This window comes from Bradyrhizobium sp. B124, from assembly GCF_038967635.1.
GTDB lineage: Bacteria > Pseudomonadota > Alphaproteobacteria > Rhizobiales > Xanthobacteraceae > Bradyrhizobium.
Map to the genome: position 1 here is coordinate 4,513,799 of NZ_CP152413.1, position 11,202 is coordinate 4,525,000.

The following is an 11,202-nucleotide window of genomic DNA, read 5'->3' on the forward strand; positions in this document are numbered from 1 at the left end:
AGGAATCACCATGAGCTTGAAATTTGCCGCCGGCGATCTCACCATTCATCGCATTGTCGAGGAGGAAGGGCTGTTCCTGCCCGCGCATGACATGCTGCCCGGACTGACACCGGAGCTGCTCGCGGAGAACCGCGCCTGGATGAAAGCGGCCGGCGCACTCGATGACAGCGACACGCTGATCCTGGCGTTCCAGTCCTACATCGTGAAGACACCGCACCACACCATCCTGATCGACAGCTGCATCGGCAACGACAAGCCGCGGCCGGGGCGGCCGAGCTGGAACATGAAGACCGACGACAACTATCTGCGTGGCCTCGCGGCGGCGGGCTTTTCGGTCGGCGACATCGACTATGTGATGTGCACGCATCTGCATGTCGACCATGTCGGCTGGAACACGCGGCTCGAGAATGGCCGCTGGGTGCCGACGTTCCCGAACGCGCGCTACGTGTTCGACAAGAGCGAGTTCGACTACTGGACCACGACCAACGCCAAGGCAGAGGTCCCGCCCTTCGTCGACAGCGTGCTGCCGGTGGTCGAAGCCAAGCGGGCCGACCTGGTCGGCAATGATTTTGCGATCGGCGATCACATGCGCGTGCTGCCGACGCCCGGCCACACGCCGGGCCATCTCGCCTTCACCTTCGGCCGCGGCAAGGACGATGCGGTGTTCGCCGGCGATCTGATGCACTCGCCGCTCCAGACGCTTTATCCGGAGCTGTCGCCGAAGTTCGACGTCGACCCGGCGCAGGCCGCGAAAACGCGGCGCAGCTTCCTGGAGCGCTATTGCGACACCGACACGCTGTGCTGCCCCGCGCACTTCCCCTCGCCGACGGTCGGCAAGATCAGCCGGAAGGGCAACGGATTTGTGTGTGAGACGGTGTAGCTCTTTTTCTTCACCTCGCCCCGCCTGCGGGGAGAGGTCGGATTGCATCGCAAGATGCAATCCGGGTGAGGGGGTACAGGTCTATCGGCTATCACCGCCTAGCGGTTAGAGCCCCTCACCCCAACCCTCTCCCCGTAAAGGACGGGGAGAGGGAGCAGGAAATACCTGCCCGCTCAATCAAACAAACTCGGCGTGTGGTTCACCACCGCGCCTTCGATCTGCAGCATCTTCAGCTTGGTCACCACGCCGCCATTGGCCGAGAAGCCGCCCGGCTTGTTGCCGGCCGCCAGCACGCGGTGGCAGGGCACTACGATCGGGCACGGGTTGCGGCCCAATGCCTGGCCGACGTCGCGCGACAGCTCGACGCCACCGAGCTGCTTGGCGATATCGCCATAGGTCACGGTCTTGCCCGGCGGAATCTTCCGCGCGATGTCGTAGACGCCGCGGTTGAACGCCGGCACGCCGTCGAGATCGAGCACGATGTCGGCGAGGTCGTTCGGCTTGCCGGCGAGCAGCTCGATCATACCGTCGATCGCGTGCTGCACCTCGGCCGGCGGCGCCGCCTCGGTGACGTCGCCGTTGCGCTGGAAGATGCGCTTGCGGGTCTTCTCCTCGGTGCCCATCGGCAGCTGCACACCGGTGACGCCGTGCTCGCCCCAGACAATGCCGCAGGCGCCGATCATGGTTTCGAAGATTGCAAAATGCTGGCCGGTCATGGCTCGCTCCAGATGTTCCTTCATATCGTTTGCGCTCACACATTCGAGCCTGTTGCTGATCTGGAATCTAGGCTTGGAGAATGTTGCTATCCACCCGAATTCCGTGGGAACTTGGGCTAAATCAACAACATCTCCTGCCCTCCGCGAGCCCCAAATGCACAGCCTCCGCGTCAACGGTTTCGACATGCCCTATCTCGATATCGGAGAGGGCCCGCCGCTGGTCTGCGTGCACGGCTCGCTGTGCGATTTCCGGATCTGGTCGGCGGTGCTCGGCCCGCTGACACGGCGGCATCGCGTGATCGCGGTCAGCCTGCGGCATTTCTTCCCGGCCCATTGGGACGGCGTTGGCGACACCTATTCGATCGCGCAACATGTCGACGACGTCATCGCCTTCATCGGGACATTCGACACCAAGCCGGTCGACCTGATGGGGCATTCCCGCGGCGGCCATATCTGCTTCCGCGTCGCACAGCGCCGGCCGGACCTGCTGCGCAAGCTGATCCTCGCCGAGCCCGGCGGCGAACTCGACGCGAGCCTTGATCCCGATTTCAAGCCGGGCCCCTCGCCGCTGGCGGCACGCTTCGCGGCGTGTGCCGCTGAGATCGCCAAGGGCGACATCGACGGCGGCTTGCAGATCTTCATGGACGCGCTCGAAGGCCCCGGCGCCTGGAAGCGGATTCCGGCGACCTCCAAGCAGCTGTTGCGCGACAACGCGACCACCCTGCTCGGCCAGACCCGCGACCAGCGCCCGCCGTTCTCGAAGGCCGACGCGGAGGCGATCAAGACGCCGACGCTGTTCATCGGCGGCGCCAACACCAAGGGCGTGCTGCCGAAGGTGCTGCACGCCCTCGCCGCCAATGTGAAGGGCGCGCGCACCGAGATGATCCCGGGCACCACGCATCCGATGTTCGAGCAGGCCCCGCAGCGCTATTGCGAGATCGTGCTGGAGTTCTTGGCGGGCTGAGGCGCCGCTACACCTCTTCATCTCGCCCCGCTTGCGGGGAGAGATCGGCGCGCGTTGCGCGCCGGGTGAGGGGGTACAGGTCTGTCCAACCACATCGCTCGCGGAGAGAGCCCCTCACCCCAACCCTCTCCCCGTAAGAACGGGGAGAGGGAGACCCACACCTCACACCTTCCAGACACCGACCGGCTGCCGCACGGCAACATTCAGCCGGTTCCAGACATTGATCGCGGCGATCCCCAGCACCAGGGACGCGAGCTGCTGCTCGTCAAAATGCTTCGCCGCCTCGTCCCACACCGCGTCCGTCACCGGATCCTCGCGATCGCTGAGCCGGGTCACCGCTTCGGTCAGCGCCAGCGCGGCGCGTTCGGCTTCGCTGAAATACGGCGTGTCGCGCCAGGCCCCGACCGCGAACAGCCGCTCATCGGTCTCTCCCGCGCGCCTGGCAAGCTTCGGATGCATATCGACGCAGACGCTGCAGCCATTGATCTGGCTGGCGCGCAGATGCACTAGTTCGAGCAGCTTTTCCGGCAAAGCCGGTTTGGTGCTCTCGCTGAGCGCCTGCAGCGCCTTCATGGCATCGGGAACAACCATCACCGGGTGGTTCATGCGGGCTTTCATCATGTCAATCTCCTGATTTGTCTTTTGACGAAGCCGTGCCGATCTGTTGTCACATCGGCCCACTTTCGTTCGTCAAGGCCATGACGGAGCGGACAAAGGGAATGTGACCGATGGACGAGAAAAAGTTTGTGGCCGAACAGTTCGAGGCCAACCGGCCGCGCCTGCGCGCGGTGGCCTACCGCATGCTGGGCTCGACCGCCGAAGTCGACGACGCCGTGCAGGAGGCCTGGCTGCGGCTCGGTCGTACCGATGCTGCCACGGTCGACAATCTCGGGGGTTGGCTGACCACGGTGATCGCGCGGATCTGCCTCGACATGCTGCGCTCGCGCAAATCACGCCGCGAGGAGCCGATCGGGCCGCATGTGCCGGAGCCGATCGCGGACAATCCGTCCGAGCGCGAGGCCGAGATGGCCGACTCCGTCGGCGCGGCCCTGCTCGTGGTGCTGGAGACGCTGGCGCCGGCCGAGCGGCTGGCTTTCGTGCTGCACGACATGTTCGCGGTGCCGTTCGAGGAGATCGCGCCGATCGTCGGACGCACGCCGGCCGCCGCGCGGCAGCTGGCAAGCCGCGCCAGACGCCGCGTGCAGGGCGCGCCGCCCGCGCCGGATGCCGATCTCAGCCGGCAGCGCGGCATCGTCGAGGCTTTCCTCGCGGCGTCCCGCAACGGCGACTTCGAGGGGCTGCTTGCCGTGCTCGCGCCCGACGTCGTGGTGCGCGCCGATCAGGCCGCGCAGCGGCTCGGCTCGCTGCCGGTCACCCACGGCGCAGTTGCGGTCGCGGAAAGCTTCAAGGGGCGCGCGCAGGCCGCGAAGCCAGCGCTGGTCGATGGCGAGATCGGCGTTGCCGTCATCTTCGGTGGCGCGTTGCGTGTCGTGCTGCGGGTCACGATATCTGGCGACAAGATCGCGGCGATCGATGCCACCGCTGAGCCCGCAGAGATCGAAGCCTTCGATGTCGAAGTCCTCGATCCGAGTTGATCGCAGCTAGAGGCGAACAGGCCGCGATGTTAGTGTCCTCCCTGCGCTATACAGGGAGGACAATCATGAAACTATCCATCAAATTGCTCGCGTCGGCTGGCCTGCTTTCGCTCGCCTTTGCCTCGTCCCCCGCCTTTGCTGCCGCGGATGAAAAGCTGCGCGCGGCCGCCGAGCAGGCCCAGCCGGCCGTGATCGAGAGCCTGCACGACATGGTGCTGATCGAGTCGGGCTCCAGCGATGTCGAAGGCCTGAAGAAGATGGCCGACTACACCGAAGCACGGCTGAAGGCGCTCGGCGCCAAAACCGAACGGCGCAAGACCACGAAGGGCGCCGGCGCCGACATGGTGATCGGCACCTTTGAGGGCACCGGCAGCAGGAAGCTGATGCTGATCGCGCACATGGACACGGTCTATGAGCACGGCATCCTCGACACCCAGCCCTACAAGGTCGACGGCAACAGGATCTACGGGCCCGGCATCGCCGACGACAAGGGCGGCATCGCCGTCATCCTGCATTCGCTCAAGATCCTGAACGATGCGGGCTGGCGCGACTACGCCAAACTCACGGTGTCGTTCAATCCGGATGAAGAGGTCGGCTCGATCGGCTCCGGTGAGATCATCGCCGAGCTCGCCGACCAGCACGATGTGGTGCTGTCCTGCGAGCCGACAGTTGCACCGCCAGTGGCCAAGAACGAAAGCCTGCTGCTCGGCGCCAGCGGCACCGCGACCGGCACGATGGATGTGAAGGGCAAGGCCTCGCATGCCGGCGCCGCGCCGCAGCTCGGCCGCAACGCGCTGATCGAGCTCGCGCATCAATTGCTGCAGACCCAGGACGTCGCGAAATCCATTCCGGGCACGCAGCTGAACTGGACCACCGCGAAGGCCGGCACCGTGCGCAACCAGATACCCGATCACGCCAGCGCCGGCGCCGACATCCGCCTCACCATTCCGGACGGCGTGCAAAAGCTGCAGGCGGCGCTCGACGAAAAGGTGAAGAGCAAGCTGATCCCCGACACCGAAGTGACCGTGAAGGTCGTCGCAGGCCGCCCGCCCTTCGTGGCAAACGATCGCGGCCGCGCGCTCGCCAGGCAGGGACAGGCGATCTACGCCGAACTCGACCGCACGCTGGATATCGCTGAGATGACCGGCGGCGCGACCGACGCCGGCTACGCCGCGCGCAGCGGCAAGGCCATCGTGGTCGAAAGCTTCGGCCTCGCCGGCTGGGGCTATCACGCCCGCGACGAATACATCGACACCAACTCGATCGTGCCGCGGCTCTATCTGATGACGCGGATCCTGATGGAGCAGGGCAAGGCGAAGTAGCGCTCGGACCACGGGTTCGCTGACGACCATGATCTCGTCATGCCCGGGCTTGTCCCGGGCATTCACGTCCTGGTTTGCGCATGAGGAAAGACGTGGATGGCCGGGACAAGCCCGGCCATGACGGATGGGCTCGGGCAGAGCCAAGTCAGAAAAAGTGTCCACTCATCAACAGCTTAGATCGATCCCTGACTTCAACCTTGACCGTTCCCGCTAGCCGCAGTAGCTTACCTTTCGAACACGGAATTCCGTATTCCAATTTGGATGGTCGGCATATGATCCCGTTGGACCCGCTTCCGAACCTGATCGACCAGGTCTACGGGCGATTGCTCGAAGCGATCATCGACCGCACGCTGCTGCCCGGCCAGCGCATCACCCAGAACAAGCTTGCCGATCGGCTCGGCGTCTCACGCCAGCCGATCTCGCACGCGCTGCATTTGTTGCATCGCCAGGGCCTCGTTGCGGAGAGCGGCAGGCGCGGCTTCGAGGTGACGCAGCTCGATCCGCAGCGTATCCGCGAGCTCTATGAAGTGCGCGGCGCCATCGATGCGCTGGCGGCGCGGCTTGCCGCGACGCGTGTGAAAGAGGATTCCGCGGCACGTGCGCAGCTCGAGGCCGCGCTGGAAGCCGGGCGCGCGATCGACGACACCGCGCCGCTGGCGCGCCTGATCGCGCTCGACGTCGACTTCCACAGCGCGATCTATCGGCTGGCCGGCAATACCGCGATCGAGGAAATGATCGCGCCGCAATGGCCGCATATGCGCCGCTCGATGGCGACCGTGCTCGCCGAGCTCGATTACCGCGACAGCGCCTGGACCGAGCACGAGACCATCGCCGCACACATTTTCTCCGGCAACGCCGCCGCCGCTGAGGCCGCCGCGTTGGCCCATGCGCAGACGGCCGGGCGGATGACCGAAGAGAAGCTGAGGGCTATCGACGTGGCGGCGTGAACACGACCGTCACGGCACCAAGAACGAAAACCAAAAATCAAAGGAGGAAAGCACCATGAAACTGACGCCGGAGCAGATCGAATTTTTCCATCGCGAAGGCTGGCTGTTCCTGCCCGAGCTGTTCAGCCAGGAAGAGGTCGATTTCCTCGCACGCGAGGCGGTCTCGATCTATGACGCCAACCGCCCCGAGGTGTGGCGCGAGAAGAGCGGCGCGCCGCGTACGGCCTTCGCCGCGCATCTCTACAACGAGGCGTTCGGCCTCCTCGGCGCGCATCCGCGCATGATCGACCCCATCGAGCAGCTGTTCGGTGAGAAGGTCTACATGCATCAGTTCAAGATCAACGCGAAGGCGGCCTTCACCGGCGACGTCTGGCAGTGGCACCAGGATTACGGCACCTGGAAGCGCGACGACGGCATGCCGGAGCCGCGCGCGATGAACATCGCGATCTTCCTCGACGAGGTGATGCCGATCAACGGCCCGCTGATGCTGGTGCCGCAGAGCCAGACCGCCGGCGACCTCAAGGCGTCGCACGATCTCGAAACCACGTCCTATCCGCTGTGGACGCTGGACGAAGAGACGGTGACGCGCCTCGTGAAGCAGGGCGGCATCGTCGCCCCGACCGGCAAGCCCGGCGGCATGCTGATGTTCCACGGCAATCTGGTGCACGGCTCGAGCGGCAACATCACGCCCTACCCGCGCAAGATCGTCTATTTGACGCTGAACGCGGTCTCGAACTATATCCGCACCCCGACGCGGCCCGACTACATCGCGCACCGCGACTTCACGCCGATCCAGACCGTTGCCGACGACGCCCTGCTGCGGCTGGCGCGTGCGCCGCGGCAGGCGGCGGAGTAATATCCCTGATGTCGTTCCGGGGCGCGCGAAGCGCGAACCACAGATGCGCGATTGCGCATCGGGGAACCTCGAGATTCCGGGTTCGACGCTAGCGCGTCGCCCCGGAATGACCCTTTTGTTTGGAAAGCAAAATGAACCTGCATCACCTCCTCAAAACCCGCGCCGCCGCCGGCAAGCCGGTTCGCGTCGCCCTGATCGGCGCCGGAAAATTCGGCTCGATGTTCCTGTCGCAGGTGCCGCACACGCCGGGGCTCGAGGTGCCGGTGATCGTCGATCTCGACCGCGACCGCGCGCGCGAGGCGTGCCGCACGGTCGGCTGGGACGACGCGCGGATCGGCGCGACCACCTTTACCGATGACGGCGCGCGTGCGATCGCGGGCGGTGCATTCGATGTCGTGGTTGAAGCGACCGGCAATCCCGCGGTCGGCATCCGCCATGCCCGCGCGGCGATATCAGCCGGCAAGCATGTCGTGATGGTCAATGTCGAGGCCGATGTGCTGGCGGGCCCGCTGCTCGCCGAAGAGGCGCGCAAGGCGGGCGTGGTCTATTCGCTCGCCTATGGCGACCAGCCGGCACTGACCGCGGAGATGGTCGATTGGGCGCGCGCGACGGGATTCCGCGTCGTCGCTGCCGGCAAGGGCACGAAATATTTGCCCGCCTATCACGACGTGACGCCGGAAGGCGTGTGGCAGCATTACGGGCTCACATCAGGCGAGGCGCAATCCGCCGGCATGAACCCGCAGATGTTCAACTCCTTCCTCGACGGCACCAAATCCGCGATCGAGATGGCAGCGATCGCCAATGCCTGCACGCTCGATGTGCCGTCGGAGGGCTTGCTGTTTCCGCCCTGCGGCGTCGACGACCTGCCGCATGTGATGCGGCCGCGCGACAAAGGCGGCGTGCTGGAGAAATCCGGCATCGTCGAGGTGGTGTCGTCGCTCGAGCGCGACGGCCGTCCGGTGTTTCGCGATCTGCGCTGGGGTGTCTATGTGGTGCTGGAGGCGCCGAACGATTATGCCGCCGATTGCTTCAAGCAGTACGGCCTCAAGACCGATGCGTCCGGCCGCTATGCGGCGATGTACAAGCCGTATCATCTGATCGGACTCGAGCTGAACATTTCCGTCCTGTCGGCGGCGCTGCGGAACGAGCCGACCGGGCAGCCGCGCGGCTTCCGCGGCGACGTCGCAGCGGTGGCGAAGCGCAATTTGCGCGCCGGCGAGATGCTCGACGGCGAAGGCGGCTACACGGTGTGGGGCAAACTGATGCCCGCCTCCGCCAGCCTCGCCGCCGGCGCATTGCCGATCGGGCTCGCGCATCGCGTCAAGTTGAAGAACGACATCGCCCATGGCGCTGTCGTGCGCTGGAGCGACGTCGAGGTCGACGAGAGCAACGACACCATCAAGACGCGCAAGGCGATGGAGCAGACGTTTTCGCGCTGACGCTCGAACGACAGGACGTCCTTCACCTCTCCCCGCGCTTTGCGGGGAGAGGCGTAGGCCGCCTTTGGCGGCCGCTCTCAAGAACGCCGAAGCGTAGCTTCGGCTATGTCGCATCGCAGACGCGATCCGGGTGAGGGGCGAGGCACGCTGTTCAACAAGACGCAAAGTGCTCGCCGGATAGAGGCCCCTCACCCCAACCCTCTCCCCGTAAGAACGGGGCGAGGGAGAAGAGAAAGCACCGCCGAACGACTCACGGCAGCAGCCGCCTCGCCTTCGCCAGCTTGAACCATTTGCGGAACATCGCTTCCGTATCCATCATCTCGGTGAAGCCGGCCTGGTTGATCTTCACAGTCGAGACGATCGAGGGCGGACCGGATTCGGTCTGTCCGTAGCGCATGCTGTAATCGGCATATTGGAACGACAGGCCGACGAACTCTTCCAAGCTAGGTGCGATCAGATCGTGCTTCCTGCGCAGTTCGTCCCACAGCGCGATCCATTTCGGATACTCCTGCGCCAGCGACAACGGCACGTGCCGGCCCGGCGCCATCTCGAGCGCATCTGATACCGCGGGCCAGATATTCTCCCAGGTGAAGACGTCGCCATTGGTGACGTTGAACGCTTCATTGCGCGCGGTCTCGGCCTCGCCCGACCATGCGATCGCGCGCGCCAGGAGATCGACGTCGACCGCCTGCGCGACGCGCGGCGCACCGCCGGGATAGTCGAGCGGCCTGCCCTGCGCGCGCAACACCGCCGCATAGACGCCGAGCGGCGGGATCAAATCCATCGCACCGCCCATGGCCTCGCCGATGATCAACACCGGGCGCAAGAAGCTCCAGTGCCAGCGCTTGCCCCGCTGCAGCTCCCGCAGGAAATTCTCCTGCGCCCAATAGAAATTCGGCTGCTCGTACATTTCCGAGCGGCCCTCGCGCGCCGGCACCGTGAGCGGCCGGACGTGCACGCCATAAGCCTTGGTGCCCTGCAGCAGTGCGACATGTTTGAGATCAGGCGCGACGGGTTCGAGCACGCCCATCAGGTTGCGCAGCATGCGGTCGTTGATTTCGATTTGCCCGGCATCGCGCCAGCCATCGACCAGGCTCGGCGCTTCATAGAGCGCGGCATAGATCAGGTGCGTCGCGCCGGCGAGCTCGGCCGCGGCGCGGCGGCAATCCTCAGCGCTGGTGAGGTCGATCCGCACATGCTGCGCGCCATAGAGATCGCGCGGCTTGCGACGCGACAGCGCGATGCGCTCGCAGTCGCCGGATGCGCCGAAGTGTCGCAAGGCGGCGTTGCCCACGAGGCCGGTCGCGCCGGCGACCACGACTTTCTTGTTGGCCATGTCCTTGAACTCCCATCAACTCACCTGCCCTGCGTAGCAGATCACGGCAAGACCGACAGGTATCGGATGAGACCAACAGCGCCGATTTCCCTTCGCAGCTGCAACCAAGGCGGGCGCTTGATTTCCTCCGGCAAACGATCATCCTGACCGGTGGAACCGAAGGCTCGGATTCCAGACACAAGAGCCCGTCGAGGGTCACCGGACACATTCACCACAGCAACGTCGATCGATCGGCGAAGAAAGACGGCACCAAGATCGTTCCCCTTGTCGAGGCATCGGCACACAGGAGGAATACGCATGAAGCGTCGTGATTTCTTGAGGGCAGGCGGCGTCGGACTGGCTGCGACGGCGGTGGCTGCACCTGCGGTCGCGCAATCGATGCCGGAGGTCAGGTGGCGGCTCGCGGCAAGCTGGCCGAAGGCGCTCGATACGCTCTATGGCGGCTGTGAATTCTTCTGCAAGCGCGTCGCCGAAATCACTGACAACCGTTTCCAGATCCAGTCCTTCGCCGCCGGCGAGATCGTGCCGGGCCTGCAGGTGTTGGACGCCGTCTCCAACGGCACGGTCGAGATGGGCAACACCGCGCTGTATTATTACTGGGGCAAAAATCCCGCCTTCACCTTCGGCACCTCGCTGCCGTTCGGCCTCAACACGCGCCAGCATATTTCCTGGCTGCAATGGGGCGGCGGCAGCGAGCTGATCAACAACCTGCTTGCGGAATACAACTGTGTCGGCATTCCGACCGGCTCGACCGGCGCCCAGATGGGCGGCTGGTTCCGGAAGGAGATCAAGTCGATGGCGGATTTGCAGGGCCTGAAATTCCGCGTCGGCGGCTTCGCCGGCACCATCATCGCCAAGGTCGGCGGCGTGCCGCAGCAGATCGCCGGCGGCGACATCTATCCGGCGCTTGAGAAAGGCACCATCGACGCCGCCGAGTGGGTCGGGCCGTATGACGACGAGAAGCTCGGCTTCGTCAAGGTCGCAAAATTCTACTACTACCCCGGCTGGTGGGAAGGCACCGGACAGGGCCACAACGTGCTGAACAAGGACAAGTGGAACGCGCTGCCGAAGCATTATCAGGCCGCGATCCAGGCAGCGTCCGAAGACACCTTCACCTGGGTCACCGGTAAATACGATGCGGTGAATC

Annotated in this window: 11 protein-coding genes (1 of these 11 running past the window's edge); 8 read left to right on the top strand and 3 right to left on the bottom strand. The window is 65.1% G+C overall.

The genetic code is table 11. The features are described from left to right. The first annotated feature begins 10 nt into the window (after positions 1-10). On the top strand, positions 11-880 hold the full coding sequence (locus AAFG13_RS21660) for an MBL fold metallo-hydrolase (RefSeq protein WP_342713279.1): 870 nt from the start codon (positions 11-13) through the stop codon (positions 878-880). Positions 881-1,053: 173 nt separating this feature from the next. Here the strand turns inward: AAFG13_RS21660 and AAFG13_RS21665 are convergent, their stop codons facing one another. Continuing rightward, entirely contained in the window at positions 1,054-1,596 is a 543-nt protein-coding gene (locus AAFG13_RS21665) for a methylated-DNA--[protein]-cysteine S-methyltransferase (protein WP_212318166.1), read from the bottom strand. A gap of 154 nt (positions 1,597-1,750) precedes the next feature. On the opposite strand from AAFG13_RS21665, the gene AAFG13_RS21670 reads away from it, so the two are divergent. After that, positions 1,751-2,560 (top strand): alpha/beta hydrolase, encoded by an 810-nt coding sequence (locus AAFG13_RS21670; protein WP_342713280.1) that lies wholly within the window; start codon positions 1,751-1,753, stop codon positions 2,558-2,560. A 162-nt stretch (positions 2,561-2,722) separates the two neighbouring features. On the opposite strand, the gene AAFG13_RS21675 is transcribed toward AAFG13_RS21670, so the two are convergent. Continuing rightward, a complete protein-coding gene (locus AAFG13_RS21675) occupies positions 2,723-3,178 on the bottom strand; it encodes a carboxymuconolactone decarboxylase family protein (RefSeq protein WP_212318409.1) in 456 nt (151 codons plus the stop codon). Positions 3,179-3,288: 110 nt separating this feature from the next. Here AAFG13_RS21675 and AAFG13_RS21680 point away from each other — a divergent pair, with 110 nt between their 5' ends. The 5 genes from AAFG13_RS21680 to AAFG13_RS21700 all read left to right on the top strand — a co-directional run bounded on the left by AAFG13_RS21680 (position 3,289) and on the right by AAFG13_RS21700 (position 8,719). After that, on the top strand, positions 3,289-4,155 hold the full coding sequence (locus AAFG13_RS21680) for a sigma-70 family RNA polymerase sigma factor (RefSeq protein ID WP_342713281.1): 867 nt from the start codon (positions 3,289-3,291) through the stop codon (positions 4,153-4,155). A 65-nt stretch (positions 4,156-4,220) separates the two neighbouring features. Continuing rightward, a complete protein-coding gene (locus tag AAFG13_RS21685) occupies positions 4,221-5,477 on the top strand; it encodes a M20/M25/M40 family metallo-hydrolase (protein ID WP_212318172.1) in 1,257 nt (418 codons plus the stop codon). Between the two features lie 272 nt (positions 5,478-5,749). Beyond that, a complete protein-coding gene (locus tag AAFG13_RS21690) occupies positions 5,750-6,424 on the top strand; it encodes a GntR family transcriptional regulator (RefSeq protein ID WP_342713282.1) in 675 nt (224 codons plus the stop codon). A gap of 55 nt (positions 6,425-6,479) precedes the next feature. Then, entirely contained in the window at positions 6,480-7,280 is an 801-nt protein-coding gene (locus AAFG13_RS21695; RefSeq protein ID WP_176533757.1) for a phytanoyl-CoA dioxygenase family protein, read from the top strand. Between the two features lie 131 nt (positions 7,281-7,411). Continuing rightward, complete coding sequence (locus AAFG13_RS21700; protein WP_212318176.1) at positions 7,412-8,719, top strand: Gfo/Idh/MocA family oxidoreductase; 1,308 nt, start codon at positions 7,412-7,414, stop codon at positions 8,717-8,719. Positions 8,720-8,969: 250 nt separating this feature from the next. Here AAFG13_RS21700 and AAFG13_RS21705 read toward each other — a convergent pair whose 3' ends face one another. Continuing rightward, positions 8,970-10,055, bottom strand: coding sequence for an NAD-dependent epimerase/dehydratase family protein (locus AAFG13_RS21705; RefSeq protein ID WP_342713284.1), 1,086 nt, complete (start codon positions 10,053-10,055; stop codon positions 8,970-8,972). Positions 10,056-10,352: 297 nt separating this feature from the next. Between AAFG13_RS21705 and dctP the strand changes: the two genes are divergently transcribed. Next, positions 10,353-11,202: the 5' portion of a TRAP transporter substrate-binding protein DctP gene (dctP, locus tag AAFG13_RS21710; protein WP_092123335.1), read on the top strand. Its footprint extends 239 nt past the window's final position; 850 of the gene's 1,089 nt are visible here — the first part of the coding sequence; its start codon is at positions 10,353-10,355; its stop codon lies off the right edge, out of view.

Excerpts from the sequence above, each read along its gene's own strand:
- AAFG13_RS21660 (WP_342713279.1), top strand. The coding sequence starts at position 11 with ATGAGCTTGAAATTTGCCGCCGGCGATCTCACCATTCATCGCATTGTC.
- AAFG13_RS21665 (WP_212318166.1), bottom strand. The coding sequence starts at position 1,596 with ATGACCGGCCAGCATTTTGCAATCTTCGAAACCATGATCGGCGCCTGC.
- AAFG13_RS21670 (WP_342713280.1), top strand. The coding sequence starts at position 1,751 with ATGCACAGCCTCCGCGTCAACGGTTTCGACATGCCCTATCTCGATATC.
- AAFG13_RS21675 (WP_212318409.1), bottom strand. The coding sequence starts at position 3,178 with ATGAAAGCCCGCATGAACCACCCGGTGATGGTTGTTCCCGATGCCATG.
- AAFG13_RS21680 (WP_342713281.1), top strand. The coding sequence starts at position 3,289 with ATGGACGAGAAAAAGTTTGTGGCCGAACAGTTCGAGGCCAACCGGCCG.
- AAFG13_RS21685 (WP_212318172.1), top strand. The coding sequence starts at position 4,221 with ATGAAACTATCCATCAAATTGCTCGCGTCGGCTGGCCTGCTTTCGCTC.
- AAFG13_RS21690 (WP_342713282.1), top strand. The coding sequence starts at position 5,750 with ATGATCCCGTTGGACCCGCTTCCGAACCTGATCGACCAGGTCTACGGG.
- AAFG13_RS21695 (WP_176533757.1), top strand. The coding sequence starts at position 6,480 with ATGAAACTGACGCCGGAGCAGATCGAATTTTTCCATCGCGAAGGCTGG.
- AAFG13_RS21700 (WP_212318176.1), top strand. The coding sequence starts at position 7,412 with ATGAACCTGCATCACCTCCTCAAAACCCGCGCCGCCGCCGGCAAGCCG.
- AAFG13_RS21705 (WP_342713284.1), bottom strand. The coding sequence starts at position 10,055 with ATGGCCAACAAGAAAGTCGTGGTCGCCGGCGCGACCGGCCTCGTGGGC.